Annotated in this window: 23 protein-coding genes and 1 pseudogene; 18 read left to right on the plus strand and 6 right to left on the minus strand. The window is 63.4% G+C overall.

Annotated elements, in window-relative coordinates; genetic code table 11:
- Positions 1 to 49: 49 nt before the first annotated feature.
- From Q3Y64_RS18395 to Q3Y64_RS18455, 13 genes are all read left to right on the plus strand, one after another.
- Positions 50 to 1,858 (plus strand): pilus (MSHA type) biogenesis protein MshL, encoded by a 1,809-nt coding sequence (locus Q3Y64_RS18395; protein WP_254048286.1) that lies wholly within the window; start codon positions 50 to 52, stop codon positions 1,856 to 1,858.
- Positions 1,855 to 2,988, plus strand: a complete 1,134-nt coding sequence (locus tag Q3Y64_RS18400; protein WP_303564181.1) for a lipopolysaccharide assembly protein LapB — start codon at positions 1,855 to 1,857, stop codon at positions 2,986 to 2,988. The genes Q3Y64_RS18395 and Q3Y64_RS18400 overlap by 4 nt, the downstream gene beginning before the upstream one ends.
- A gap of 8 nt (positions 2,989 to 2,996) precedes the next feature.
- Positions 2,997 to 4,709, plus strand: a complete 1,713-nt coding sequence (locus tag Q3Y64_RS18405) for a GspE/PulE family protein (protein WP_101944111.1) — start codon at positions 2,997 to 2,999, stop codon at positions 4,707 to 4,709.
- A gap of 14 nt (positions 4,710 to 4,723) precedes the next feature.
- Positions 4,724 to 5,926, plus strand: a complete 1,203-nt coding sequence (locus Q3Y64_RS18410; RefSeq protein WP_101944113.1) for a type II secretion system F family protein — start codon at positions 4,724 to 4,726, stop codon at positions 5,924 to 5,926.
- Between the two features lie 2 nt (positions 5,927 to 5,928).
- Entirely contained in the window at positions 5,929 to 7,425 is a 1,497-nt protein-coding gene (locus Q3Y64_RS18415) for a hypothetical protein (protein ID WP_101944115.1), read from the plus strand.
- Positions 7,422 to 8,030, plus strand: coding sequence for a hypothetical protein (locus Q3Y64_RS18420; protein ID WP_303564189.1), 609 nt, complete (start codon positions 7,422 to 7,424; stop codon positions 8,028 to 8,030). The genes Q3Y64_RS18415 and Q3Y64_RS18420 overlap by 4 nt, the downstream gene beginning before the upstream one ends.
- Positions 8,027 to 8,443, plus strand: a complete 417-nt coding sequence (locus Q3Y64_RS18425) for a hypothetical protein (protein WP_303564192.1) — start codon at positions 8,027 to 8,029, stop codon at positions 8,441 to 8,443. Before Q3Y64_RS18420 ends, Q3Y64_RS18425 begins: the two co-directional genes overlap by 4 nt.
- Positions 8,440 to 9,738, plus strand: coding sequence for a hypothetical protein (locus tag Q3Y64_RS18430; protein ID WP_101944120.1), 1,299 nt, complete (start codon positions 8,440 to 8,442; stop codon positions 9,736 to 9,738). Before Q3Y64_RS18425 ends, Q3Y64_RS18430 begins: the two co-directional genes overlap by 4 nt.
- Positions 9,735 to 10,460 (plus strand): hypothetical protein, encoded by a 726-nt coding sequence (locus Q3Y64_RS18435; protein ID WP_303564194.1) that lies wholly within the window; start codon positions 9,735 to 9,737, stop codon positions 10,458 to 10,460. The genes Q3Y64_RS18430 and Q3Y64_RS18435 overlap by 4 nt, the downstream gene beginning before the upstream one ends.
- A 41-nt stretch (positions 10,461 to 10,501) precedes the next feature.
- Positions 10,502 to 11,830, plus strand: coding sequence for an adenylate/guanylate cyclase domain-containing protein (locus Q3Y64_RS18440; protein WP_101944123.1), 1,329 nt, complete (start codon positions 10,502 to 10,504; stop codon positions 11,828 to 11,830).
- Between the two features lie 74 nt (positions 11,831 to 11,904).
- Positions 11,905 to 13,104, plus strand: a complete 1,200-nt coding sequence (purT, locus tag Q3Y64_RS18445; protein ID WP_101944124.1) for a formate-dependent phosphoribosylglycinamide formyltransferase — start codon at positions 11,905 to 11,907, stop codon at positions 13,102 to 13,104.
- A 3-nt stretch (positions 13,105 to 13,107) separates the two neighbouring features.
- Positions 13,108 to 13,611 (plus strand): GNAT family N-acetyltransferase, encoded by a 504-nt coding sequence (locus tag Q3Y64_RS18450; protein ID WP_303564199.1) that lies wholly within the window; start codon positions 13,108 to 13,110, stop codon positions 13,609 to 13,611.
- Between the two features lie 18 nt (positions 13,612 to 13,629).
- Entirely contained in the window at positions 13,630 to 14,319 is a 690-nt protein-coding gene (locus Q3Y64_RS18455) for a DUF4197 domain-containing protein (protein WP_303564203.1), read from the plus strand.
- A 1-nt stretch (position 14,320) separates the two neighbouring features.
- Here Q3Y64_RS18455 and Q3Y64_RS18460 read toward each other — a convergent pair whose 3' ends face one another.
- From Q3Y64_RS18460 to Q3Y64_RS18480, 5 genes are all read right to left on the minus strand, one after another.
- Entirely contained in the window at positions 14,321 to 15,265 is a 945-nt protein-coding gene (locus Q3Y64_RS18460; RefSeq protein ID WP_303564206.1) for an AEC family transporter, read from the minus strand.
- A gap of 46 nt (positions 15,266 to 15,311) precedes the next feature.
- Entirely contained in the window at positions 15,312 to 15,662 is a 351-nt protein-coding gene (locus Q3Y64_RS18465) for a VanZ family protein (RefSeq protein ID WP_216821786.1), read from the minus strand.
- A 4-nt stretch (positions 15,663 to 15,666) separates the two neighbouring features.
- Positions 15,667 to 16,791: a D-alanyl-D-alanine carboxypeptidase family protein gene (locus Q3Y64_RS18470; RefSeq protein ID WP_170022930.1), complete on the minus strand. Its 1,125-nt coding sequence runs from the start codon at positions 16,789 to 16,791 to the stop codon at positions 15,667 to 15,669.
- 150 nt (positions 16,792 to 16,941) lie between these two features.
- On the minus strand, positions 16,942 to 17,913 hold the full coding sequence (gene dctP, locus Q3Y64_RS18475) for a TRAP transporter substrate-binding protein DctP (protein ID WP_101944130.1): 972 nt from the start codon (positions 17,911 to 17,913) through the stop codon (positions 16,942 to 16,944).
- Positions 17,914 to 18,170: 257 nt separating this feature from the next.
- Positions 18,171 to 19,340 (minus strand): M20 aminoacylase family protein, encoded by a 1,170-nt coding sequence (locus Q3Y64_RS18480; RefSeq protein WP_303564216.1) that lies wholly within the window; start codon positions 19,338 to 19,340, stop codon positions 18,171 to 18,173.
- A 91-nt stretch (positions 19,341 to 19,431) separates the two neighbouring features.
- On the opposite strand from Q3Y64_RS18480, the gene Q3Y64_RS18485 reads away from it, so the two are divergent.
- On the plus strand, positions 19,432 to 20,118 hold the full coding sequence (locus tag Q3Y64_RS18485; protein WP_303564218.1) for an energy transducer TonB: 687 nt from the start codon (positions 19,432 to 19,434) through the stop codon (positions 20,116 to 20,118).
- A pseudogene (locus Q3Y64_RS19540) lies at positions 20,043 to 20,228 on the plus strand (potassium channel protein); the annotation flags it as partial. The gene Q3Y64_RS18485 and the pseudogene Q3Y64_RS19540, both read left to right, overlap by 76 nt.
- A 304-nt stretch (positions 20,229 to 20,532) precedes the next feature.
- Here the strand turns inward: Q3Y64_RS19540 and Q3Y64_RS18490 are convergent.
- A complete protein-coding gene (locus Q3Y64_RS18490) occupies positions 20,533 to 22,347 on the minus strand; it encodes a sodium:solute symporter family protein (RefSeq protein ID WP_303564221.1) in 1,815 nt (604 codons plus the stop codon).
- Between the two features lie 161 nt (positions 22,348 to 22,508).
- Here Q3Y64_RS18490 and Q3Y64_RS18495 point away from each other — a divergent pair, with 161 nt between their 5' ends.
- From Q3Y64_RS18495 to Q3Y64_RS18505, 3 genes are all read left to right on the plus strand, one after another.
- On the plus strand, positions 22,509 to 24,173 hold the full coding sequence (locus Q3Y64_RS18495) for a VWA domain-containing protein (RefSeq protein ID WP_303564224.1): 1,665 nt from the start codon (positions 22,509 to 22,511) through the stop codon (positions 24,171 to 24,173).
- A gap of 128 nt (positions 24,174 to 24,301) precedes the next feature.
- Positions 24,302 to 24,880, plus strand: a complete 579-nt coding sequence (locus tag Q3Y64_RS18500) for a sigma-70 family RNA polymerase sigma factor (protein ID WP_101944135.1) — start codon at positions 24,302 to 24,304, stop codon at positions 24,878 to 24,880.
- A complete protein-coding gene (locus Q3Y64_RS18505) occupies positions 24,877 to 26,166 on the plus strand; it encodes a hypothetical protein (RefSeq protein ID WP_303564226.1) in 1,290 nt (429 codons plus the stop codon). Before Q3Y64_RS18500 ends, Q3Y64_RS18505 begins: the two co-directional genes overlap by 4 nt.
- The last annotated feature ends 23 nt before the right edge of the window (positions 26,167 to 26,189 follow it).

Here is a 26,189-nt window from a genome sequence, read left to right on the forward strand (position 1 = left end):
GAATTGCGCTAAGATTCGGAGCCAAGTCGACAATATGGGAAAATCTCGCGTGACATACCCTGCCCGCGCTACGGCCCTGCTACTGAGCGCCCTGCTGGGCGCCTGTACTTCCACGCCGAGCGTCAAGCTGGAAACAGCGCCACACCTCTCCAGCGAAGCACAAAAAAATCGCCCTGCAGGCGATGTTCCTCCGCCCGCAGTGCGTAGCTTTGCTCTACCGACCCCGAAACCGGCAAAGAAACAAGAAACTTACTCGGTGGTGGTCAACAACGTGCGCGCCCAGGACTTGCTGTTTGCACTGGCGCGCGACGCCAGGGTGAACATCGACATCCATCCCGGGATCGAAGGCACAGTCACACTCAACGCGCTTGACCAGACCCTGCCGCAGATTCTCACCCGCATCTCGCGCCAGATCGATATGCGTTACGAACTGGACGGCCAGAATCTGGCGGTGCTGCCGGACTCGCCTTTCCTGCGCAATTACAAGATCGACTATGTGAATCTCTCGCGCGAGACCAACAGCACGGTCTCGGTAGCCTCCCAAATCGGCTCGGCCACCAGCATCGGCAGCTCGGACGACAGCACCTCCGCACAAAACAGTGGAAATGGCAGCGGTTCCTATGCGCGTATCCAGAATATTTCGAAGAATCGATTCTGGGAATCACTGATCCAGAACGTGAAGGATCTGCTGCGCGAAACAGACAAGCTGCTACCGGAAGGCACCATGGAGCGCAGCATCCAGGTGGACACCCAGGGCAGCACGACACGACGTGAGGTCACCAGCACCACCAAGCCAACCGGCAATCTCGCGCGGACCGCGGGCGATACCAATACGGTCACCGCCGCCACGGAGCGAGTGGTCACCTTCCGCGAAGCCGCATCCGTCATCGCCAACGTTGAGACAGGGGTTCTCACCGTGCGCGCGACATCACGCCAGCAGGAGAAGGTTCAGGAGTTCCTCGACAAGGTCATGAACAGCGCCAAGCGCCAAGTGCTGATCGAAGCCACCATCGCCGAAGTGCAACTGACCCAGAACTACCAGCAAGGCGTCGACTGGAGCGCCCTCAACGTCTTCGACACCGGGCTAAAAGTCGTGCAGCAAGCGGTCGGCGTCTTTACCGGCGTCAATACAACGCCCACCATGGAGCTGGGCTACACCTCGTCTGGCGGTAACTTCACCAGCGCGGTGAAACTGTTGGAGACCTTCGGTACGGTCAAGGTGCTCTCCAGCCCCAAGCTCTCTGTGCTCAACAACCAGACAGCGGTCATGAAGGTCGTGGATGACAGCATCTACTGGACCTACAAGAGCGAAACCACCGATACCACCGCCACCTCCACCGGCCGCACCACCATTACCTCCACCCTGCACTCGGTACCTGTGGGACTGGTGCTGACCATCACCCCGCTGGTGGGCGATGACGACTCGGTGACCCTAAACATCCGCCCGAGCATGTCGCGCGTGATCGGTGAAAAAACCGACCCTACGCTTCAGCTGATCAACAGCTCGATCACGGTCACCAACACCATCCCGCTGATCCGCTCACGCGAATTCGATTCAGTGATGCGCATCAACAACGGCAATATCGCCGTTATGGGTGGCCTGATGGAAGACGCACTCAACAACGATGACTCCAGCGTACCGGGCCTGGCAAACATTCCAGCAGTGGGTAATATTTTCCAGAACCGCAACGACACCTTCAAGAAAACCGAGCTGGTGATTTTCGTACGCCCCACAATCATCCGCAGCGCCAGTCTCGAAGGAGATTATCGCAATCTGGCCGCAAGCCAGCCGAACGAGCGCTTCTTCAATCAGGAGGCAGGTCCGCGATTGCTGACCCTGCCGGAGTCGGGCAAGTGAGTCTGCTGATCGACGCCCTCCGCCAAGCCGAAAACGCTCAGCGCAATGCTGGCGAGCGTCAGCCGGACTCTTCTGCCGAACTGCGCCTGGAAGAGCTGCCCGCCGCCCCCCTCAGCGTCAGCAGACCGATTCCGCCACGCCCGACCGGCACGCCCTCCGCCAGTGCCAGCGCGCCGCCACGCGAAGCCATCAAAGATCTGTTTGAACTCAAGCAGCCCAGACCCAATCATGTGCCGCTGATTCTGGCTGGCGGCGGCCTACTGGCGCTTGCCATCGGTGCGCTCTATCTGTGGTGGGCCACCAGCCAACCCGGCGGCATCCAGGCCGGCCCTGGTCTGAACGCCGCCCAGCCTGCAATGATTACCCCAGTTTCAAGCGCCGCTACGTCAGCCCCGCAGCCCCCACGTGAAACGCCGTCGGCCCGGGACGAATCCAGCCCGCCAGCTCCGATGGCAGTGACCAACCCACCGCCCGGCTCGCCTGCGGCACAGATGCCGACGCTGGAGCCTGGCTCGATCCGCCGTACCACACCACCAGCGCAAGCCTCCAACAGCCCGCTGCAGGAGGCGCACGAGGCCTACGAGCAAGGCCGTCTCACCGAGGCCTACCAGCGCTTCGGCGAAATCCTGCGTCAGGAGCCGCGCAACCTCGGCGCCCTCAATGCCCAGGCCTTGATCGCCCTGCGTGCCGGGCAGCGCAATGAGGCCGAACGCCTACTACGCCAGGCGCTGCAGGCCGACCCCAAGGATGCCCAGGCACGTAGCCAGCTGGCCCTGCTCTATGCCGAAGGTGATCCGGTAACGGCCGAAAGCCGCCTACGCAGCCTGGTCGCCGAACAAGCAGAGTCTGCTCCTGCGCTGTTTGCACTGGGCAGCCTGTACGCACGCCAAGCGCGCTGGGTGGAAGCCCAGCAAGCCTTTTTCCAGGCCCACACGCTGGACGAGCGCAATGCTGACACGCTCTACAACCTCGCGGTCGCTCTTGATCACCTCGAACAACCGCGCCTGGCCGCCCGCTACTACGAACAGGCCGCCAATGCCGGTCGCCCCGGCATGATCGCCTTCGACCCAGCCCTGGCCCGCCAGCGTGCCCGCAGCCTGAGCGACACGGCTCAGCTTGCCACCCCCTGAGCTCCCGCATGACGACTCCGCTTCACCATCAACCGCTGGGCCAGCTGCTGATCTCGCATGGCGTGATCACCGATGATCAGCTGCGCATCGCCCTGCACGAGCAGAATCGTTCGAACCTCGCACTCGGCAAGCTGCTGGTGCAACTGGGTTTCGTCTCCGAAGCCGCACTGCGCGATGCTTTGTCCGAATCTCTCGGCAAGCAAGGGGTAGATCTTGGTCGGGCGATTGCCGACCCTGATGCGCTGGCACTGGTCCCGGAAGATCTGGCCAAACGCCACCGCCTGCTGCCGCTGCGCTGGGATCCAGAAGCCCGTCAGCTGACTATCGCGATCGCAGACGTGGATGACATCGTCGCGCTCGACAAACTGCGCGCCCTGCTGCCCGAAGAAGCGCGCATCGAAACCCTGCTGGCCGGCGAGAACGAGATCGCGCATGCCATCGATCAGTACTACGGCTTCGAGCTCTCGATCGATGGCATCCTCACCGAAATCGAGACCGGCGAGATCGACTACCGATCGCTGGCTGCCAGCGACCAGTACGACCAGCCGATCGTGCGCCTGATCGACGCGTTGATGTCGGATGCAGTCAAACGGGACGCTTCCGACATTCACTTCGAGCCAGAAGCCAGCTTCCTGCGTGTGCGTTATCGCATCGACGGCATCCTGCGCCAGATACGCGTACTGCATAAGTCCTACTGGTCAGCGATGGCTGTACGCATCAAGGTCATGTCCGGGCTGAACATTGCCGAGACACGCGCGCCGCAGGATGGCCGTATCTCACTCAATGTGCGCGGCCGGCCAGTGGATTTTCGCGTCTCGGCGCAGCCCACGATCCACGGTGAGAACATCGTTCTGCGCATCCTCGATCGCCAGAAGGGCATCGTACCGCTGGATCGCCTGGGACTCGGAGATCCACAGCTGGACATGCTCAAACTGATGATCGCCCGCCCGGAAGGCATCATCCTGTTCACCGGCCCCACCGGCAGCGGCAAGACCACTACCCTGTACTCGATCCTGAATCACATCAACTCCGAGGGCATCAACATCATGACCCTCGAAGACCCGGTCGAATACCCGATGGCTATGATCCGTCAGACATCGGTATCGGAAACCAGCAAGCTGGATTTTGCCAATGGCATCCGCTCGATGATGCGTCAGGATCCGGACGTCATTCTGGTCGGCGAAATCCGCGACGAGGACACCGCCGAAATGGCTTTTCGCGCCGCCATGACCGGCCACCAGGTGTATTCCACTCTGCACACCAATTCGGCCATCGGAGCGATTCCACGCCTCTTTGACATCGGCATCCTGCCGGACATCATGGCCGGCAATATCATCGGCGTGGTGGCCCAGCGACTGGTGCGCAAGCTTTGCCTGCATTGCCGCCGCGCACGTACGCCAGAGCCTTACGAACTGAAGCTTCTCGGCGCAATGGAGCGCCCGGTGCACAGCCTGTTTGAAGCCGTTGGCTGCCCGCACTGCGATTACCAGGGCTATCGCGGGCGCATGGCGGTGATGGAATTGATGCGCATGGACGCGGATATCGACGAGCTCATCGCCCGCCGTGCCACCTTCCGTGAAATCCGCAATGCAGCGCGTGCCAAGGGCTTCCGTACGCTGGCCGAGGATGGCATCCGCCGCGTGCTCGAAGGTCTCACCACGCTCGAAGAACTCGCCCGGGTGGTCGACCTCACCGAGCGCATGTTCAGCGCCGAGCACTGAGACAGGCGAACTGCATGGCCCTCTACGCCTACAAAGCCATGAACCCCAGTGGGCGTCTGGTGCAGGGTCAGATCGAAGCCCTGAATCTGGTCGACCTCGAGATGCGCCTCAAGCGCATGGAGCTGGATCTGATCAACGGCTCGCCAGCGCGCCACAGCCTGGCCAGCGGGCTCGGACGCATGCCGGTACGCGAGCGCAGTCTGTTCTGTTTTCACCTCGAGCAGCTCACCCGCGCCGGGGTGCCGCTGATCGAAGCCCTGATTGATCTGCGCGACTCCACAGACCATCCGCGCATGCGCGCCGTGATCGCCAATCTCGTCGAAAGCATCGAAGGCGGCCGCAGCCTCTCGCAGGCGCTCTCCGAACAAGGCAATGTCTTCGATCCGGTGTTCTGCTCGCTGGTCCGCGCCGGTGAAACCAGCGGCAATCTGCCAGACGTACTGCGCGAACTCAACGAAGCGCTCAAACGCGAGGACGAGCTCTCCTCCTATGTGAAGAAGCTCACCATCTACCCCGGTTTCGTGCTCTCGGTCACTCTGCTGGCGGTGTTCGTATCCATGGTTTATGTCGTACCGGAGCTCGCCAAGCTGTTCCGTTCCACCGGCGTTGCCCTGCCCCTGCAGACCCGTTTGCTGATGGGCACCTCACGCATCGTCAGCAACTGGTGGCCGCTGATCCTCGCCACCCTGGCGAGCCTGGTGGTGATCCTTAGCTCCCTGATACGCACCCGCCCGGATGCAGCCCGCCGCTGGGATGCCTTCAAGCTCGGCCTGCCCATCGTCGGCAACGTCTATCGCAAGATCATTCTCTCGCGCTTTGCCAACCTGTTTGCCATGATGTATGCATCAGGCATTTCCATCATCGACACCATCCGGGTAGCGCAGGACGTGGTCGGCAATCGCGTCTTGCGCGACGCGCTGGAGCGGGTAGAACAACTCATCGCCGAAGGGCAGAATGTCACCATGGCTTTCGCCGCCACCGGCATCTTCCCACCCTTGGTCGTGAGGATGCTGCGGGTAGGCGAGCACACCGGCTCGCTTGATCAGGCCCTGCGGAACGTGAGCTACTTCTACGAGCGCGATGTGCGTGAATCGATTGCCAATCTGCAGGCCATGCTTGAACCCTTGCTGATCCTGTTGCTGGGCGGGCTGATGATGTGGGTTGCCCTCTCGGTGCTGGGTCCGATCTACGATGTCATCACCAAGATGAAGTTCTAAGCATGCTCACCCGCTACCTCCACTATCTCGATCAGGAAGGCCTCACCAGCTACCGTAGCGCTGGCGGACGTCTGGCCTTCGTCGCCCGCCATGCAACGGGCGCCGAGGGCGTGGCGACCTTCTCGCAGTGGCTGCAGACGGCAGACAAGACCACCCACACCCTGCTTGCCAATCTGGCCGACGAAGGCTTCCAGAACGACAGCATTCCCTATGTCGCCGGGAGCGATCGCAAGGCTCTCATCACCCGCAAGCTGGCCCAGCAATTTCATGCTTCCCCCTATGTCACCAGCCTCTCGCTGGGACGCGAACGGGAGGGCCGGCGCGACGAGCGCATCCTCTATACCGGCATCACCCGCCCGGGCGCACTCGATCCGTGGCTAGCCGAGCTCCAAGGCCGCGAAGCGGCGCTGAACGCCCTTTACACTCCCCCACTGCTGACTCAGGCCCTGCTCGGCCTCCTGCGCCCAGAAGTACCGCAAGGCCTGATCGTCAGCTTCTGCCGGGCCGGTATCCGCCAAACCTATTTCGAGCAAGGCAGCCTGCGCTTCTCGCGCCTCTCGCCGGCACCGGAGGGGGACTTTTCCACCTGGGGCGAAGCCTGTCTGCGCGAAACCCAGAAAACCCTGCAATACCTCAGCGGCCAGCGCTGGATCACCCGTAACACCCGGCTGCCGGTATGGCTGCTGCTTGCCCGCCAGGACTTCGCTCCGCTGCTGGCGGCCGTCGAGCAGGCGGCCCAGCTCGAATTCCATCTCGTCAATCTGAACACCCTGTGCCAGGCCATCGGCCATCGCGAACAGCTCACCACTTCCGACAGCCAGCCGTTGCTGATGCGCCTCGCCCTGCGCGAAAGCCGCGCCCCCCAGCTGGCGCCGGACGCCAGCCGCCGCATCCATCGCTTCCGCCAAGCCCGTCAGCTGATCTTCGCACTCGGAGTGCTGGCCGGCCTCGCACTCGGGCTCAGCGCACTCAAGCACTACATGGACGGGCGCGAACTACAGCAGCAGCGCAGCCAGCTCCTCGCCGAGATCCAGAGCGAAAACCTCCGCTACCAGCAACTGCTTGCCAGCCTGCCGGCACAGCCCGCACCACTCGATAGCCTGCGTAGCGTGGTCGAAGCCGAAGCTCGTCTGCACACCCGAGCAATCCCGCCGCAAGCCGCACTGCTCCCACTCTCAAAAAGCCTTGAACGCTTTCCGGACATCGAACTGCTGCAACTCGAGTGGGATGCGGGAGATGCCGCCAGCACCACAAGCCCGGCCCGCCTGGTGCTGAACATCAATGCGGCTCTTCCTGTAGCGGCCGCATCCGACCCACGCGCCGCACTGCAGCGCATCCAGGCCTTCTTTGCCGATCTGCGCCCGCGCGTCAACGAACTCGTACTGCAAGAGCAGCCTTTTGATGCGGAATCAGACAAGACCCTGCGCAGTGATGCCGAAACCCTGCGCAAACGCCCCGAGTTCAAACTGCGTCTGGCCATCAGGAAGGAGCAGCCATGAACGCCGAACTGCAGCGCCTCGCCCTGCGTCATCTGGGCGGCAGCCTCCTTGTTGCCCTCATCTGCATCACCCTCGGCGCCACCTTGTTGTGGGCTGCCCGGCATAGCCAGGCCAATGCTCGCGCCAGCCACGCCAGCACCCGCGACGAAGCGCGCCAGCTGCATGAGCGTTATCTCGCGACCCGCCGCGATGAAGCCTCGCTGCGCGAAACCATCGCACGCTTTGAAACCCTGCGCCAACAAGGTCTGATCGGCCCGGAGAACCGTCTCGAGTGGGCCAATGGCGTACGCTCAGCAGCCCTCGCCCTGCGTCTGCCGCCACCGGAATTCACCCTCGCGCCCCGTCGCAGCCTGGGCAAGATTGACGCCGCCGGCCTCTTCAACCTGCAGGCCAGCCAGATGAAGCTGAGCCTCGAATTACTCCACGAAGGTGATCTGTTGGCCCTTCTCGAGCGCCTCGCCACCCGGCCGGACGTACTCCTCCACCCGCAGCGCTGCTTGCTCGTGCGCAACAACAACCGTACGGGAGGGGATGGAGGCGGTCTGCACGCCGAATGCGCGCTAGACTGGATAAGCATCACACCGCCAGCCACCGTAGAACCATGACCCGCGTCCGCCCCCTCCTGCTCTCAGCCCTGCTTGCCAGCCTTGCCCTGTTCGGAACCAGGCCCGCCGACGCGCAGCCGGTAGCCACAGCGGAAAGCACTGCGCAGGAGAACGGGATCGGGCGCCTCTTCCACAGCCGCCAGCAACGCGCCATCCTGGATGAATTGCGCCGTCGCAATGCCCGCATTGGCGAAGAGCAGGAGTCAGACAGCATCACCTTGCAAGGCATCGTACGCCGCAGCGGGGGCCAGAGCACGGTATGGATCAACGGCCGCGCCCATCACGATCGCGCTCCGGTCGCCGCGCTCGGCGAGCGCTCGGCCAGCGTCTTCGTGGGCGAAGGGAAGACGCGGGAACTGAAGGTTGGTGAGCGCATCCAGCTCGTTCCGGCACCGGAGCAGATCCGGCCATGAAACAGCAGCGTGGCTACATCCTGCTTGCCATGCTCGCCCTGCTGCTCGCGCTTGGAGCAGCCTGGACGGTCAGTGCCGTCAATTCCCCCTTGCAGGACTTTGCCCAACGCAGCACTAGTGATCTGCGCAGCCGTCAGCTCGAAGCGCTTGAAGAAGCCCGCATGCGTCTGATTGACCGGGCGGTGTTCGGCGGAAAAAGTCAGGCAGCCAACCCTGGCGCCATGCCCTGCCCGGACACCGACAACAACGGCATCGGTGCAGATGGCACACCCGCGCTAGGCGGCTGGGGGAGCCTGCTCTGCAGCCCCAGCGAAGCCCAGACGGCAGGTCGCTTCCCTTATAGGGATCTACCCGTTCTGAACAGCAGCCGCAGTGAAACCGCGGCCAAAGACGCGAACGATGAGTGCGTCTGGTACGCCATCAGCCCGGTATTCCGCTCGATGAATGTGACCGAGCGACTTAAAGACACCGGTGACAAAGCGCCTATCAACCCCGACACCAAATCCGTCATACAGGTCAATGGGAAACCGGTCATGGCCCTGCTGATAGCTCCGGGCGCACCCTTACTGACGCAGGCGGGCTCGCGCAGCACCGCTACGCCATGCTCCAGCGGCAAGACAAAAGCCTTTCTGGACAGCCTTGACGACATTAGCAATGCTGCCGGCAAGGATAGCGGCAGTATTTCCTACTATGCCGACTCGGCCAGCGTCACCGCCCTCAATACCAGCACCGGCAAATGCATGCCGCGTAGTGCCATCACGGACAGCAGCAAAATCGGTGGAGAGTGCAGCAATGATGTGATCCTTCCCGTGACACGTGCAGACATCATGAAACCGCTGCTGCGCGAAGTTTTGGAGCGACTAGCCAATGAGACCGGCACAGATACAAGTCCAGCCCCCACTCAGATCGGTAGTTGCAGTGCTAGCAGCACAAAATCCATCGACAAGATCATCCCGGCAAGCAGCTCTGGCACACTGGCCACGCTGCGCAGCAAGAACCCGGCATGTTTTGACTTCACTGCCTTCGGCGGCATGACGCTCACTGAAACAAAAATCAAGAATGGCGTCAGCACGACCACGCTTGCCGAAGTCGATAGCGGCAGTGGCTGTTACGACAGCGACTCAACCCAAACACCACTCTGGCTCTGCGCCAACGACTGGTACCGCTTCATCAACTATGACAGCACCGGCAGCGCCCCGAAGCTCTCGATCAAGCTTGATGCAAGTGATCCTGCCAGCTACCGCTGCAGCATCTCCCTGAACAGTGACTCCCCCCGAAAGGCGCTCTGCCAATGACGTCAGCCCGTTCAGCTGCAGGTTTCTCGCTAGCGGAAATGGCCATCACGCTGCTGATCATCACCCTGCTTTCGGCCGGTGCACTGCTGACGCTGCGCATCCAAACCGAACACGGCCGCTTTGCCCAGACCCAGGCAGCCCTGCTCGAAGCCAAACAGGCTCTGCTGGCCTACGCGGCAGCCCAGGGAGCCCTGCCCTGCCCGGCAGATCCAGCCCAGATGGGAGGCGCGAGCTTCGGCGCGGCCCGTAGCACTTGCAGCGGCGATCTACGCCGTGGCCTGCTGCCCTGGCGCACCCTGGGTGTTCAGGGGCTGGACGCGTGGGATCAGTACCTGAGCTACGAAGTCTCAAACAACTTCACCGTGACGCCGGGCAAGACCAGTGTGGGCAATATCACGGTTGTGCTCGACAGCAACGACCCCGCCACCGATGCGGTGGCCTTTGCCCTCTGGTCGCACGGCGCCAACGGCAATGGCGCCATCAGCGTGCAGAACACCCTGCGCAGCACACCCACCGATGCCAACGAGATCAGCAACCGCTCGGCCGGCTTCAGCACCCCGCTGCGCGTGGTACTGCGAACCCAGTCAGACAGTTTTGACGATCAGGGGCTCTACGTGTCGCGCTACGTCGTACTCAAGCAGCTGATGGACGCCGGTTTCAGCCTCAGCGACAGCACTTCGAGCAGCGCCAGCAGTGCGGCCAACTCCAGCGCATCACCCTGAGCACGACTGGTCACAGACAAGTCTGCGAGAATAGCGCCCTGATGAGTTCTGCCAGCCTCCTCCACCGCCTTCGCACCGCCGGTATCGACCCGGGGGATAGCGACGAGCTACGCCTGCAGAAGGGGTTGCTGGCACTGGTGAGCGGCCTGGTCAGTCTGGCGTCCGGCCTGTGGCTCCTGATTTACTGGCTGCTCGGCCCGCAACTCCCTTCCAGCCTGCCTTTCGGCCTGCAACTGGTGATCGCGGCCAACATGCTGATCTACGCACGCTGGAGCAATTTCGAAGTTTTCCGCACCGTGCTGCTCAGCGTGCTGCTGTTCTTCCCCTTCATGGCCCAATGGGCCCTGGGTGACTCTGTCGCCGCCTCCGGCCTGATTCTGTGGGGCGTGCTGGCGCCGGTCTGCGCCCTGCTCTGCGTGGGTGCGCGTGAGTCGCTGCCATGGTTTGCCGCTTACGTCATTTTCACCCTGCTCACCGGCGCTGCAGATTATGTATTGGCAGATCTTGGGGGGCCCGCCAGCGGTGTTCCACGCAAGGTCTCGGTACTGTTTTTTGCGCTCAACTTCGCCACGCTCTCCAGCATGGTTTATCTGTGCCTGCGCTTTGCGATCACCGAGCGCCGCAAGACTCAGGGCCAACTCGAAGAGGCCCATGCTCGCTTGGCCGTGGAACAGGCCCGCTCCGAGCGCCTGCTGCTGAATATCCTGCCGGCGCCAATCGCGCTGCGCCTGAAGAACTCGGAAGAGACGATTGCCGACGGCTGCGCCGAAGTGTCGGTGATGTTTGCCGACATCGTGAATTTCACCGAGCTCGCCGCCGGCCTGCCGCCGGACGAAGTGTTCAAGGTGCTCAACCACGTTTTCAGCAAGTTCGACGAACTGGCCGAGGCGCGAGGCCTCGAAAAGATCAAGACCATCGGCGACGCTTACATGGTGGCCGGCGGGCTGAACGCCAGCCTCGCCGATCCCTGCGGAGCGATTGCCGATATGGCGCTGGACATGCGTGACTGGCTGGCCGAAGACTCCGCCGTGCAGGGTCGCAATCTGCAGATCCGGGTCGGCATCGGCACCGGCCCGGTAGTGGCCGGAGTGGTTGGGCGCAAGAAGTTCATCTACGATCTGTGGGGCGACACGGTGAATCTCGCCAGCCGCATCACGGGCGAGAGTCACCCGAGCATGATCCAGTGCGATTCCACCACCTTCGCCCGCCTCAAGTACCGCTTCATCTTCGAAGACCCGGTCACCCTGCGCCTCAAAGGCAAGGGCATGGTCAGCGTATGGCGCCTGCTCGGTCGCGGCAGCGAGAAGGGAAAATCGCCCCGCACATCGCGCTTTGAAACCCTCGATATCGACGTCAGCGGCGTAGATTGAGGCAGACCTGCCTCGCTGTCGGCCGCGCAGGTAAAATCCCGCCTTCCCTTTCCCCTCTCCGAGTTCCAAGTACCATGCATATCGGCACGCCCCTCTCCCCCTCCGCCACTCGTGTCATGCTTCTCGGCTCGGGTGAGCTAGGCAAGGAAATCATCATCGCCCTGCAGCGTTTCGGCTGCGAGGTGATCGCCGTGGATCGCTACCCGCACGCCCCCGGCCACCAGGTGGCCCACCGCTGGCACAGCATCGACATGACCGATGCCCAGGCCCTGCGCGCACTGGTGGAACTCGAACGCCCGCACATCATCGTGCCGGAGATCGAAGCCATCGCTACCGACGAGCTGGCACGCATCGAAGCAGATGGCCTCGCGGTGGTGGTGCCCACCGCACGCGCCACCCAGCTCACCATGAACCGTGAAGGCATCCGACGCCTGGCGGCCGAGGAACTTCAGCTCGCCACCTCGCCCTACGCCTTCGCCGATACGATCGATGCGTTGCGCGCCGCGATCCGCCAGGTCGGCTATCCCTGCGTGGTGAAGCCGGTGATGTCCTCCTCCGGCAAGGGTCAGTCCGTAATCCGCAGCGAAGCGGATGTAGACGCGGCCTGGGAATATGCAGCCACCGGCGGGCGAGTGAAGGGCGGGCGGGTGATCGTTGAAGGCTTCATCGATTTCGATTACGAGATCACGCTCCTCACCGTGCGCGCCAGCAATGCCAGGGGTGAAATCGAGACCAGCTACTGCGCACCGGTCGGCCATGTGCAGGTACGGGGCGATTATGTCGAGAGCTGGCAGCCGCAAGCCATGCTGCCCGTTGCTCTGCACCGCTCGCGCGAGATAGCTGACAAGGTCACCACCGCGCTGGGCGGCCGTGGCCTCTTCGGCGTGGAGCTGTTCGTGAAGGGAGAGCAGGTGTGGTTCTCCGAAGTCAGTCCGCGCCCGCATGACACGGGTCTGGTCACGCTGGCCTCACAACGCTTCTCCGAGTTCGAGTTGCATGCCCGCGCCATCCTTGGCCTGCCGGTGGACACCAGCCTGCGCCGCCCGGCCGCCAGCGCCGTGATCTACGGCAACATGGACGCCACCGGGATCGTCTTCGAAGATATCGACGCGGCCCTGCAGGTGCCGGAATCGGATCTACGCCTGTTCGGCAAGCCCGAAGCCTTCGAGCGCCGCCGCATGGGGGTGGCCGTGGCCAGCGCCGATGATGTTGAAACAGCACGCGCACGCGCCACCGCCTGTGCCAACAAGGTCAAGCCCTGCGCGGCAGGCTGAAGCATGCTGCAGATCCGGCCGGAAACTGCGGCAGATGTCGACGCCATTGGCCGGATCACACAGCAGGCCTTCAATGGCCTGCCCCACAGCCAGCAGACCGAGCACTTGCTGATTGCCGCCCTGCGCAAAGCTGGTGCGCTGAGCATCTCGCTGGTTGCTGAAGAGCGCGGCGAAATCATTGGTCACATCGGCTTCTCAAAAGTGTCGATCGGCGGCGAAGAGCATGCCTGGTTCGGCCTCGCTCCGCTGTCGGTAGCACCTGCCCGCCAGCGCAGCGGCATCGGCCAGGCGCTGATCGCGGCGGGTCTGGCCCGCCTCGACGAACTCGGGGCCCAGGGCTGTGTCGTGCTCGGCGACCCGGCCTATTACCGACGCTTCGGTTTTCGCCCACAGCCAGGTCTGGTCCTTGCCGACGTACCGGCCGACTACTTCATGACTCACACTACCTGCGTGCCCTGCCCCCAGGGCAGTGTCAGCTTCCACCCTGCTTTTGCCCTCTGCGGCTAAGCTCTCCGGAGAACCTCCATGCGCTTCAAACACCTCGTCTGCAGCCTTCTGCTTGCCGCCACAAGCAGCCTCACCCATGCCGGCCTGCTGGACGCCTTCTCCGACAAGGACGCCACAGGCGGCATGCGCGAAGCGCTGGCCCAGGGCGCAAGCATGGCCGTGAAACAGCTCGGGCGCGAAGATGGCTTCCTCGGCAACCCCAAGGTGCGCATCGAACTGCCCGCCAACCTGCAGAAAGCCGAGACTGCGCTGCGCATGATGGGCCAGGGCCAGACCATCGATGAACTCGAGACCAGCATGAACCGTGCGGCCGAGCAAGCCGTACCGGAAGCGCAGGCATTGCTGCTCGCTGCCGTGAAGCAGATGAGCGTGCAGGACGTGAAGAACGTCCTCAGCGGTGGTGAAGACTCTGCCACACGCTACTTCCGCGAGAAGACCAGTGCCGAACTCGGCAAGCGTTTCCAGCCCATCGTCAGCCGGATCACCGGCAAGCTGGCAATCACCCAGCAATACAACTCACTGGCGGGCAAGGCCGCCGGCTTCGGCCTGCTCAAGCCGGAAGATGCCAGCGTGGAGCAGTACGTGACAAAGAAGGCCCTCGATGGCCTCTACCTGATGATTGCTGAACAGGAACGTGCCATTCGCGAGAACCCCGCCCAGGCCGCTGGCTCACTGGCGAAGAAGATCTTCGGAGCGCTGGGGAACTGACTCAGCCCAGCGCCTCGATCACGGTCAGCACCACCGGCGTGGTAACCGCCGCCAGCAAGGTGGACAGCACCATGCCGGCCGCCGTAGGTGCCTCGAAAACCTTGAACTGGCGGGACATCAGATAGACGTTCACGCCCATCGCCATCGACGAGAGCAACACCACCACCTGCGTTTCCATTTTCGGCAGGCCCAGCCCCCAGGCCAGCAGGCCCACCACCAGCGGCAGCACGATGAGCTTCATCAGGCAGACCGTGAGGCTTTGCGTCAGGCCTTCGCGCACGCTGTATTCGGCCAGGCCCATGCCCAGCACCACCAGTGCCATAGGCGTGGCAGCAGCGCCGACCATGGCCAGCGGCTGGGCCACGAGATGCGGCAGCGGCAGGCCGGTGAGGCCATACAGGGTGCCGGAGACGATCGCCGCGACAATCGGATTGGTGACCACGCTGCGCGCCGTCTTGGCAAAACCGCGCACGGAGAATTCGCCGTGCTGCGCCCATTCGATCGACACCGTGACCAGGGTCCACAGGGTCAGCGCATTGAATACCAGCACCAGTGCCACGCTGGGCAGCGCCGCGTCCCCCAGTGTGGCCTTGGCCAGTGGCAGGCCCAGCATTACGTTGTTGGAGAAGATGCAGCCGAGCGCGAAGATCGAGCCGGAGACTCCGTCCAGATGAAAAATCCGGGCCGCCATGACACGCCCGAGCACAAAGACGATCAGCGCACCGCCAAAGAAGGCAATCAGCAGACGTGCATCCACCGCCGGCAACTTGGAGAAGTCGCTCATCGTGTGGAACAGCAATGCCGGCAGGGCCAGGCCAAACACGAAACGGGTCAGCGCATCGGCCACGCTGCGCGGCCAGCCCCCCCAGCGCACGATGGCGTAGCCGGCGAAGATCAGCACAAAGAGAGGAGACGCGGCGGCAAGACGATCGAGGAAGAGCTGCATGAGAGCGACCAGGGAGGCGAACCTGATTTTACGCCGTCAGCAGCGCTCAGGCCCGGGTACGTCTTCCCCACAGGCGTAGCAGCGCCAGCCCCAGCAAGGCACCAACGAGATCCGCCAGCCAGTCATCCAGGCCAGCAAAGCGCCCGGGCAGTCCCGCCTGATGGAATTCGTCTGCTGCACCGATACCCAGAGCGATCAACAGCGCCAACCACGCGGGCAGGCCCAAGCCGCCCCGCAGCAGCAGGGCCAGCACGGCGAACAGGGTGAGATGGGCCAGCTTGTCCCACGGCGCCGGAATCAGGCCGGCGGCCTCGGGCTGGGCTCCACCGGCAAACAGCGCCAGCAGCATCAGACCAAGAACCAGCGCAGCCAGCACCTGGCGCGGGGAAACTTTCACTGGATCAGGCAAACCACAGGCGGATGCTGTCGATCAGGCGGCGCCACCAGCTGCCCTGCTCCACGGCCTGCAAGGCGGTAAGTGGATATTCGGCAAGAGCCTGGCCATCGAGCATGAGGCGCACGCTGCCAATCTGCTGGCCAGCAGCCACCGGAGCGATCAGGCGTTTTTCGAGCGTGATTTCCTGCTTGATCTCGGCAGCCTTGCCGCGTGGCAGGGAGATGTAGCGGTCAGCCGCAAAACCGGCCAGCACATGCTGGTTCGCCCCCTTGAAGACTTCCACCGTGCCAAGCGACTGACCGATGCTGAAGAGTTTGGGGGTATCAAAGTTCAGCAAGGCCCAGTCAAGCAGCTTGGCCGACTCACGCGCACGCTCTTCCATACCAGTGGTGCCGGTAACGACCGAGATCACCCGGCGTCCGCCACGCTTGCTGGAGGCCACCAGGTTGTAGCCGGCCGAGGCGGTGTGACCGGTCTTGAGGCCATCAACATCCGGATCGCGGTAGAGCAGGAGATTGCGGTTGTCCTGCTTGATCTTGTTGTAGAAGAACTGCTTGATCGAATAGATCGGATAGAACTCGGGGAAGTCGTGAATGATGGCTTCGGAGAGCTTCACCAGATCGGCCGCAGTGGTGTACTGGTTGGCCGCGGTGAGGCCATTACTGTCCATGTAATGGGTGTTGACCAGGCCAAGGCGCTGCGCCTCGCGGTTCATCATGGCAACGAAAGCCTCTTCGCTGCCGGCAATCGCTTCGGCCAGCACCACGCAAGCATCGTTGCCGGACTGCACGATCATGCCCTTGAGCAGATCATCCACGCTCACCGGCACCTTGATGTCGACGAACATCCGCGAGCCCTCCTGCTTCCACGCCTTGATCGACGGCGTGAGCAGCTGATCGAGCTTCAGGCGCCCTTCCTTGACGGCCTTGAAGCTGAGGTAGGCCGTCATCAGCTTGGTCAGCGAGGCCGGCTCAATGCGCATGTCAGCCTGATTGCCACCCAGCATCTGGCCACTTTGCATGTCGTAGATGGCATAGCTGCGCGCGGCAACTTCAGGCGGCTGCGGCAGAGCGGCGAAACTGGCAAGAGGAAGGCTAAGGCTGGCTGCGAGCAGCAGACGACGGAACATGGGTTCTCCGGAAAACAGGAATGAATTGAGGGGCGGGCCCGGGGCGCCGCGATTTTACTCCCGGTGGGATAGCCTGAGCCGTGAGGAGTTCCGCGTCGCAGCAATAAAAAAAGCCGGCGCAAGGCCGGCTTTTCACGAAAGAGGCAGAACTCAGATGCGGGTCGTCATCAGCTTCACGAGCAGATCGCGCGTCGCCGGATTGTCCATGTAAGGGCGATAGACCACTGCCACACGCGAGAGCAGCACGCTGCTGTCGCCGTATTCGACGAACTTCACGCCTTCCTTTTCAAGGCGGGTACGGGCCTTGGCCAGACGCTGGTTCCAGATGTCGCGATCGAACTTGGCCGACTCCTGCCCGGCTGCGCGCACAGCCTCGCGCTGGGCGGCCGGCAGACGATCCCACCACACCTTGGACACCACCAGAGCCTCAAACTGAACGATGTGGTTGTTATTCAGGTAGAAGTAACGGGCACGCTTGTAGTGGCCTTCGGATTCGTACTGCAGCAGATCGTTTTCAGCAGCATCGATCTTGCGCTCGTCAAAAGCACTGTTGACCTCCTTGTACTCCAGCTGCAGCGGGGTGCCACCCAGAGAGCTGACCAGATTGGTCAGATCCTTACGTGCCGGCACACGGATCTTCACCTGTTTCAGCGCAGCAGGAGAGTCAAGCTTTTCGCGCGAGTAGATGGCACGGCTGCCGCCGTCGTACCAGCCGAGAAGCACCATGCCGTTGGCGGCCAGACGCTTTTCCATATCCTGCCCCAGCTCACCCTCGAGCAGGCTGAACATCTGGCGCGAATTCTTCAGGATGAAGGGCAGGCGCATCACTTCAGCCATCGGGGCCACCCGGCCCACCGCACCGCCGCTCAGCACAGCCACGCCGACGTCACCCTTGCGCACCGACTCAAGCAGCTTGGCCTGATCCTTACCCGCCGAGATCGGCAGGATTTGCGGCGCGGGCTGGCCAGTAATGGTCTGCACGCTGTCGAGGAAGCGCTGCAGCGCAACCGTGCTGGGATGATCCTCGACCTGCGGCGACCAGGCGCCAGGCGCGGCTGCGGCAAAGGCGCTGCTCAACAGCAGAGTGCAGGCAAGGGACAAACGGGCGATCGATTTGGACATCTGGCAATCCTTCCACGGCAAAGCTGTGACTTAGTGCGCGAAGTATGCCAAATACTAGGGGTTAACCCCAAGCCCTTTTCCGATGAACGGACGCCGCCCTTGATCCCGAACAAATCCTTTTCAAACAATCACTTGGATATTAACCCAAGCGCTTGCAGACTGCTTCAAGCAGCCTGCAAAGCCTTGCCCGTGGCGGCATTCCGGGCATTCGCCCGGAATAAATGCAAAATCGGTAAAGATTCGTTACGACGCCCGTCTCAAGAGGCCAGCAGATGGTGAGCCAACTGCACCCAATAGCTGGCGCCGAGGGGCAAATTGTCATCGTTGAAGTCGTAATGCGGGTTGTGCAGGGTGCAGCCGCCCTCACCCGGGCCATTGCCGAGCCATACGTAGCAACCGGGGCGGTGCTCGAGGAAGCAGGAAAAATCCTCTGCCCCCATGCTCGGGCGCAGCCCCCAGTCCACATTGTCCGCTCCGACCAGAGCGGTTGCCACCGCCCGGCAATGCTCCGCTTCAAACGGAGTATTCACGGTCGGCGGATAGCCCCCCTCGTTGAGCTTGGCCTCGATCTTCACGCCATACGCAGCGGCAATCCCGTCACACAGGCGCTGCAAGTGCTGCCAGGTGGCCTCGCGCACCTCGCGCCGCAGGGCCCGGGTTGTGCCACACAGGCGGGCCTGGTGCGGAATCACGTTGTAGGCATCGCCCGCTTGAAAGCGTGTCACTGACACCACTGCGCCATCAAGCGGATCGGTGTTGCGTGCTACCACGGTCTGCAGCGCCCCCACCAATGCCGCGCCCGCCACCAGAGGATCTGCCGCCAGATTAGGCATCGCGGCATGACCACCATGGCCGGTAATCAGAATGTCGAAACGATCTGCACTGGCCATCACCGGCCCCGGCGTGATGCCAAAGCGGCCGACCGGCATGCCGGGCCAGTTGTGCAGGCCATAGATGGATTGCACCGGAAAACGCTCGAAGAACCCGTCCGCAATCATTGCGCTGGCACCGCCACGCCCTTCCTCTGCCGGCTGGAACACGAAGACCAGGCAGCCATCGAAATTGCGATGCTGGGCAAGGTACTCCGCCGCGCCGAGCAGCATGGCGGTATGCCCGTCATGGCCACAGGCATGCATGCAGCCGGTGTGCTGCGAGCGGTGGGCGAAAAGATTGGCTTCGGCGATCGGCAGCGCATCCATGTCAGCACGCAGACCGATGCAGCGCTCGGACGTGCCAGCACGCAAAACGCCGACCACGCCGGTCTGGCCCACGCCGCGATGCACTTCGAGGCCCCAGCGCTCAAGCAGGCTGGCCACCAGATCGGCGGTGCGGGTTTCTTCAAAGCCCAGTTCAGGATGGGCGTGGAGATCACGCCGGATCTCGATCAGCGCGGCATGGCGTGCGGCGATTTCAGGAAGGATCTGCATGTTGGGGCGTCCTGGCTTCTGTCTTCAGCCGCAGGGAATTGCGCTGCGGCATGGATTTGTAGTGCCCCGAATCTTACACTCGCGGCTCGCTATGAAGCCCGCGCCCACCCCTTCCGCCCTGCCCTCACGGCCCCCGTCCGGGCGCCTGCGCTGGTCTTTTGCCTGGCTTATGGCCTGCCTGCTCACCAGCGGCATGCTTGACCTGCTGGCCGGGATGAATAGCCCGCAAGTACTCCGCAAGGCGGCGGACGCACTGCAGGTAAGCTTGCTCACGGAGCCGGCACCACCTTCCTCCGCCCGACAGCCTCTGGCCACGCCCGCCGCGGCCTCCGCCGGACAGACACCCGCCCCGACACTGACCACTCCAGTTGCAACGCCTGCTGCGCAACGCCCCGTCGCCGGATCCGACTCGGCCGCCGTGGGCACTGCTGCGCTCAGCGAAGCAGAGCCCACCGCACCGGCCCACGCCGCCTCGGCAGCCACCACCAGGGAAGCGTCCGCGCCAGTCCGTAGCCTGGCTCAACGCTGTCCGCACCAGGTAAAGCCGGTTTTCCCGCCTCTGGCCCTGGAGGATGGCGTGGAGACCGGCCGCGTCACCGTGCGCCTGCATCTGGACAGCGAGGGTCGGGTGCGTGAAGTCAGCCTCGTGGAGGCCAGCCCACAAGGCTATTTCGAAGCGGCCACACGCCGCGCGGCCCTGCAGTGGCGCTGTCTGCCACCGGCCGAGGCGGGCGAAACGCTGCGGGTGCCCTTCGAGTTCGGGATCGCTGCACACTGAGACTGACGCGGCTGACTGCACCTGGCGGGTGCTACGTCTGGCAGACCGGTGACGCCACCGACGACGATGAGTTGATCAATGCCGGCATCGAGCGTGCTCATGGCGTGTTTGCCGTTACCAATGACGAAGCCCAAAATATGATGATCACATTCACGGCGCGTCAATTCACCGAGTACCACGCCCGCTCACTCTGGGAACTGAGCCTGCGCAGCCCGGAATACATCCTCGTGGCGATCCGCGTAGGACGCGACTGACGCTTCAATCCACAGGACGACTTCAACTGCAACCGGACCATATCCTGGTTGCGATGGCCACACTGGCAGGCCGGTACGAGTTCGAGGCCGCCGTGGGTGGCATCTGACGCCAAACGCAAGAAAGCCGCCCAAAGGCGGCCCCTATCATCCTGCAAGCGCTTCAGCGCAGCGCTTGCACAGTCATCCGCTCATCCACAGTCCGGATGGGTACATCCGCCTCTCGATCATGCCGCCCGATTCTGGCCGAACGCGTCAGCGCAAAGCCTATTGCCAAAACAGCCAGCGCGCAGAGCAGGAAGGTCATCCGCCCCCATAAGGGATTCGGAATCAGCAACATAGCCAGCATGCCGACACCGCCAACCGTTACGATACGGCCCAGCTTGCTGCGCTGATGCAGGTCGGCCTCGGTAGGTCGATCATCCGACAGCTCCGGCCGCTCCAGATCGGCAAAGAAGGCGTCCGTCTCGCGCTGCACCGGCGTTTCCTCACGCTTGTAAAACAAAGTGGTGAGGCAGAAGAAACCGCCTGTCAGCACCAGATGCGCAGCGATGTTGATCATCACCGAGAGATCAGCCATCTCGCGCCTGGTAAAGGCAATCCCCAGCCACTCGGCAAGCAGCGCCGGCTTGAGCCAGCTCACCAGCATCCAGGATACGCACAGCCCCACTACCACCGTGGCCCAGGGCGCCCACTTCGGCGTACGACGGACGAAGACGCCGAAGAACAGCGGCACCAGGATAGGCGACTGCAGCAGCGTAGCCACTTGCATCATCAAATCGAATAGCGACAAATGCTTGAGCGACTGGAAGAACTGCGCCATCAGGATCACCAGGATGCCGTTGACGATGGTGACCAGCTGCCCCACGCGCAGCAGCTGGGCATCCGTCACATCCCGCTTCTTCGCCAGGATTGGCTTGAAGAAAGAGCGTACGAAAATGCCTGAGTTGCGGTTGAGCGCCGAATCCATGGAGCTCATGGTGGCCGCGAAGAGGCCCGCCAGAAGCAGGCCGACCGTTCCCAGCGGCATGAACTTCTCGGCAAAAGCCAGATACACGCCATCGGCAGCCTTGGCGCCCAGTTCAACCGCGTGGAGGCTTGCTGCGTCCGGCATCAGCGAAGCGGATACCCAGGGCGGTACGAACCAGATGAAGGAGCCAATCAGCATCATGCCCAGCGCCATCAGCGCAGCCTTGCGCGCATGACGCGAATCCTTGGCGGAAAGGAAACGGTAGGACTCCTGCAGATTGTTGATGCTCTGCATCTGCTTGACGACGAAGAACAGGAAAGTTCCCACGATCAGCAGCGGGTAGTTCATGTCCGGCCCTGTCACAAACCCGCCGGGGAAGTTCGCCACCATTTCGCCCGGGCCACCCACCGCGATCAGGCCCACCACCGCACAGGCAATCGACAGCACAGCCACGATCAGCGATTGCACGAAATCACTGGCCACCACACCCCAGGCTCCGGAAAGCAGAGAGATCAGCAGCACCACGAGGCCCGTGCCCCAGATGGTCAGCACGATATCCACCTTGAATACCGCGCTGACAAAGATGGCCAGGCTGTTGAGCCACACCCCTGCATTGATGACAGAGAGCGGAATGATCACCCAGGTGAAGAACTGCTCATTGCCCGGCCCGAAGCGCCGCCGCACACCCTCGGTGGGCGTATCCACGCGGATCTGGCGCATGCGCGCCGAAAACCAGGCCCAGGACACGGCATACGCAATCACGTTGCCGACGAATACCGCAATTGCTGCAAGCCCATCGCTATAGGCCTTGCCCGCCGCGCCGGTAAAGGTCCAGGCGGAGAACTGGGTCATGAAGGCCGAGGCGCCCACCATCCACCACAGCATCTTTCCACCGCCACGAAAGTAGTCACTCGCCGAATTGCTGGCCATTTTCCGGAAAGCCAGACCGATGCCGATCATGAAGGCGAAATACGCCAGCACGACGGCTGCATTGATATCCAGATTCATTAAAACACTCCTGCCCGATATGAAATCGATGTTGCATAAGGGACCGGACTCTGCGGACGGGGTTCCGGAAAAGTTCATCTCCAGCTCTATTTCTGGATCTGGATCAACCCCGTTTCATCGCCTCGCCCGTTTCAGTCTCACCCCCTCAACGGAGCCTGAACATGAAGCCACGCCTTGCATTCGCCCTCCTCGCCACCTTCCTGGCGGCCTGCGTCAGCACCCAATCCGAAAACCCACCCTCGTCACAGACTGCAACAAACACACAGGTCCCCAGTGATCCGGCAAGAACGCCGACAGCGCCCCCCGCGCCTGCTGCCGCCAAAGTGGCCGAAACACGCTCAGTCAGCGCCGACATGGTCCGCATGATCGCCATGCCGGCGCCCATTCTGATGCAGGCGCCAGCACCGGATCGCGAACGCTATGGCGCGCTCACAGACAACCCGGTGAAGCGGGTGGCGGAAGCCCCGGTCTCCACCTTCTCCATCGACGTGGATACCGGCAGCTACAGCAATGTGCGCCGCATGCTGAACGCCGGGCGCCTGCCGCCTGCCGACGCCGTGCGGGTCGAAGAGCTGATCAACTACTTCCCGTATGACTACGCTCAGCCACAGGATGGCCGCCCGTTTGCGGTGCACACCGAACTCGCGCCGGCACCGTGGAATTCCGAGCGGGTGCTGCTGCGGATCGGCATCAAGGGCATGGATGTAGCCAAGGCCAGCCTGCCGCCCGCCAACCTGGTTTTTCTGGTCGATGTTTCCGGCTCGATGAACAGCCCCGACAAGCTCCCGCTGCTCAAGTCTTCACTGAAGCTGCTGGTGAATGAACTGCGCCCGCAGGACCGCATTTCGCTCGTCACCTATGCTTCGGGCACTCAGGTGGTGTTGCCCCCGACTGCGGGCAGCGACAAGGCCACGCTCATTGCCGCCATCGATGGCCTGCGTGCCGGCGGCAGCACGGCGGGCGCCTCAGGCATCCAGCTCGCTTACGCGGCTGCGCAGCAAAGCTTCATCCCGAACGGCATCAATCGCATCCTGCTCGCCACCGATGGCGACTTCAACGTCGGCCTCAACGACACACGCCAGCTCAAAAGCCTGATCGAAGAAAAGCGCCAGAGCGGCATCTCGCTCTCCACGCTGGGCTTCGGCACAGGCAACTACAACGAAGCCATGATGGAGCAGATCGCCGATGTGGGCGACGGGGCGTACTCCTACATCGACAGCCTGATGGAAGGCCACAAGGTGCTGGTGAACGAGATGACGTCCACGCTCGCCACCATCGCCCGCGATGTGAAAGTGCAGATCGAATTCAACCCGGCCGTGGTGCGCGAGTACCGCCAGATCGGCTACGAAAACCGCCAGCTGGCACGCGAGGATTTCAACAATGACAAGGTCGATGCCGGCGACATTGGGGCGGGGCATACGGTCACAGCGCTGTATGAACTCACCCTGGTCGAGGGCAAGCCCAGTGTGGATGACCTGCGCTACGCACCGCAGCCGCCACGCGAAGGCCCACTCGCCAATGAACTGGGCCATCTCAAGCTGCGCTACAAGCTGCCCGCAGCCTCCAGCAGCCAGCTGATTGACTTCGCCCTCCAGCGCAGCGCGATCAAGCCGCTCGCCGCCGCCAGCAGCGAGTTCCGCTTTGCCACCGCCGTGGCCGGTGTCGGCCAACTTCTGCGCGGCGGCAAGTACACCGGTGACTGGGGCTACGCGCAAGCGCGCGCGCTGGCTGCAACGGATCTGGGCCAGGACCGCTTCGGCTACCGTGGTGAATTCCTGCGCCTGCTGGATCTGGCGACGGCACTGGGGACGAGACCGGTGCTGTAAGCGTGCGGCCTTGGGGCGCGAGCCGATGCCGGAGCGAGCAATCCCTCGACCAGCGCAGGGCAGGCTTCCAGTCGCGCGCAGCCAGAGGCCGCGCCTACAAGAGGAAAGGCGCGGTCTATACTCGCGCCATGAGCACCGCCGCCCCCGCCGATCTCGCCGCCCTGCCCGATGAAGACCTGATGCTGCTGGTAGCCAGCGGCATCATCGAAGCACCGGCCACCGAGCTGTTCCGCCGCCACAACCGCGCCCTGTTCAACTTCATTGCCTGGCAATGCCAGGGCAATCTCGCCGAAGCGGAAGACATCGCCCAACGCAGCTGGGAGAAGCTCATGACGCGCTGTGCCGATTACCGCCCACAGGCCGCCTTCCGCACCTTCCTGTTCCAGATCGCCCGCAACCTGTGGCTGGACCTGCGCCGCTCAGCGGGCGAGAGCCTGCGCGAAGAACTCGACGAGCAGCAGCCCGACATTCCCGCCGACTACCTCGATCCGGAGGCTGAACTGGCCCTGCATCAGGATCTGGGGCGGGTGCATGAAGCCCTGCTGGCCCTGCCCGCCAATCAACGCGAAGTGGTGGTACTGCGCTTCTTTGCCGAAATGAGTCTGGAAGAAGTTGCGCATACCGTCGGCGAAGGTTTCGAAACCGTGAAAAGCCGCCTGCGCTATGCCTTCGCCCGCCTGCGCCGTGAGCTGGAGGGTGCCACGTGAGCGAGGCCTGCGAAGACTTCCTGCGCGGTCAAGGCCGCCTCGCCGGCCTGCTCTGGGAGCTGCCGCCCTATGAGCCGCCGGCCAGCCTGGAAGCCCGCTTCCTCGCCGCCGCCCGGGCGGCTCAGGCTTCTGCAGGCGCGGCCTCTGGCCGCTCCTCCGCAAACCAGATCCCCCCCGCCGCATTTGAAGCCCCGCCGCAGATGGCTGCCCGTTTCGGTCAGCTTGCCGCTGCGCTGGAGGCCGCCCAGGCGCCACGCCGCGAGGCCGTACTGACCCAGATTGCCCAAGGCGAAGCGCCACAGGACGTGCTCGGTGCGCCGATCCAGCCTGCCACCGCAGCCTGGCTCCAGGCGCAGGCTGCCAGCAAAGCCCCGGTACGAGCGGCCAAGCCTGCCCGCAAACCAGTGCTCTGGGGCTTTTCCTGGTTCGATCTACGCCTGGCCGCACTGGCTACCGTGCTGGCGGCGGTCAGCACCCAGTGGCTGCAGCAGCATGCGCCCTCATCGGTCGAGCTAGCCCTGCTCGAAGCCTTCCAGCGGACCCGCCAGCCTCTCGCTGAAGCTCAGCCGGATCAACCGCAGAACCCGCTCAGCGCGGCTCGTGCAAAATCGATCAGACCACCTGCCGCCCTGCCCGCTGCCCCGCCACCGCCGGCCCCCGAGCTGGCCCGCGAAGAGATCGGCCCGCCGGCACATCTGGTGACACCGATCGAACTGGCCAACCCGTCCCCGGCAGAACCCATCCATGCCCAGCAGGCGGAAAACCGGGCCGCCGCCCCAGTCATTAGCAGCGAGCAGCTCCGCGAGCACAGCCCGCTCGCCGATGCACAACCCGCCCCGCTGATGGCCGCAAGGAAAGCAGCGCCCCCCGCCCCGCGCCTGGAGGAGGCCAGCCCCCCGCCACCCGCCTTGGCTGCGGCTGAAAAGCAACTCGCTGAACCGAAGCCTATGGCCTCAAGATCCGCGCCCCTCGTCGCCGCGCCGCCCCCGGCCAAACCTGCAGCCCCCATGCCGGCAGCCGCCCCATCCACCAGCAGCGCTGGCCCGGCGCGTATCGAGGCCTCCCTCCAGGACGATCCCGCCCTCATCGCCGCCCGCCTGCCAACCCGCCCCGCCAGCCACAGCTGGCGGGTCTTCAGCGCCACACCGGCCGCACCCGAAGTGCAGGCCTGGCTAAGCAAGCTGCGCGCCGCCCTGTCCGCCAGCCCGGCCCTGTTCGAGCCGCGCCTCGACCCACGCCTGCCGCCCGGCCAGTTACGCATCGTAGTGCCGGCCGAGGCTCCCTGACGCGCTGCGCGAGATTGCGCCGC

The sequence above is a fragment of the Uliginosibacterium sp. 31-12 genome (assembly GCF_030548425.1).
Classification (GTDB): Bacteria; Pseudomonadota; Gammaproteobacteria; order Burkholderiales; family Rhodocyclaceae; genus Uliginosibacterium; species Uliginosibacterium aquaticum.

Bases quoted from the DNA above. Each gene is read 5' to 3' on its own strand.
- Q3Y64_RS18495 (WP_303564224.1), top strand. From the start codon at position 22,509: ATGAAGCCACGCCTTGCATTCGCCCTCCTCGCCACCTTCCTGGCGGCC.
- purT (WP_101944124.1), top strand. From the start codon at position 11,905: ATGCATATCGGCACGCCCCTCTCCCCCTCCGCCACTCGTGTCATGCTT.
- Q3Y64_RS18485 (WP_303564218.1), top strand. From the start codon at position 19,432: ATGAAGCCCGCGCCCACCCCTTCCGCCCTGCCCTCACGGCCCCCGTCC.
- Q3Y64_RS18490 (WP_303564221.1), bottom strand. From the start codon at position 22,347: ATGAATCTGGATATCAATGCAGCCGTCGTGCTGGCGTATTTCGCCTTC.
- Q3Y64_RS18430 (WP_101944120.1), top strand. From the start codon at position 8,440: ATGAAACAGCAGCGTGGCTACATCCTGCTTGCCATGCTCGCCCTGCTG.
- Q3Y64_RS18450 (WP_303564199.1), top strand. From the start codon at position 13,108: ATGCTGCAGATCCGGCCGGAAACTGCGGCAGATGTCGACGCCATTGGC.
- Q3Y64_RS18420 (WP_303564189.1), top strand. From the start codon at position 7,422: ATGAACGCCGAACTGCAGCGCCTCGCCCTGCGTCATCTGGGCGGCAGC.
- Q3Y64_RS18405 (WP_101944111.1), top strand. From the start codon at position 2,997: ATGACGACTCCGCTTCACCATCAACCGCTGGGCCAGCTGCTGATCTCG.
- Q3Y64_RS18470 (WP_170022930.1), bottom strand. From the start codon at position 16,791: ATGTTCCGTCGTCTGCTGCTCGCAGCCAGCCTTAGCCTTCCTCTTGCC.
- Q3Y64_RS18460 (WP_303564206.1), bottom strand. From the start codon at position 15,265: ATGCAGCTCTTCCTCGATCGTCTTGCCGCCGCGTCTCCTCTCTTTGTG.
- Q3Y64_RS18480 (WP_303564216.1), bottom strand. From the start codon at position 19,340: ATGCAGATCCTTCCTGAAATCGCCGCACGCCATGCCGCGCTGATCGAG.
- Q3Y64_RS18425 (WP_303564192.1), top strand. From the start codon at position 8,027: ATGACCCGCGTCCGCCCCCTCCTGCTCTCAGCCCTGCTTGCCAGCCTT.
- Q3Y64_RS18455 (WP_303564203.1), top strand. From the start codon at position 13,630: ATGCGCTTCAAACACCTCGTCTGCAGCCTTCTGCTTGCCGCCACAAGC.
- dctP (WP_101944130.1), bottom strand. From the start codon at position 17,913: ATGTCCAAATCGATCGCCCGTTTGTCCCTTGCCTGCACTCTGCTGTTG.
- Q3Y64_RS18500 (WP_101944135.1), top strand. From the start codon at position 24,302: ATGAGCACCGCCGCCCCCGCCGATCTCGCCGCCCTGCCCGATGAAGAC.
- Q3Y64_RS18435 (WP_303564194.1), top strand. From the start codon at position 9,735: ATGACGTCAGCCCGTTCAGCTGCAGGTTTCTCGCTAGCGGAAATGGCC.
- Q3Y64_RS18440 (WP_101944123.1), top strand. From the start codon at position 10,502: ATGAGTTCTGCCAGCCTCCTCCACCGCCTTCGCACCGCCGGTATCGAC.
- Q3Y64_RS18410 (WP_101944113.1), top strand. From the start codon at position 4,724: ATGGCCCTCTACGCCTACAAAGCCATGAACCCCAGTGGGCGTCTGGTG.
- Q3Y64_RS18415 (WP_101944115.1), top strand. From the start codon at position 5,929: ATGCTCACCCGCTACCTCCACTATCTCGATCAGGAAGGCCTCACCAGC.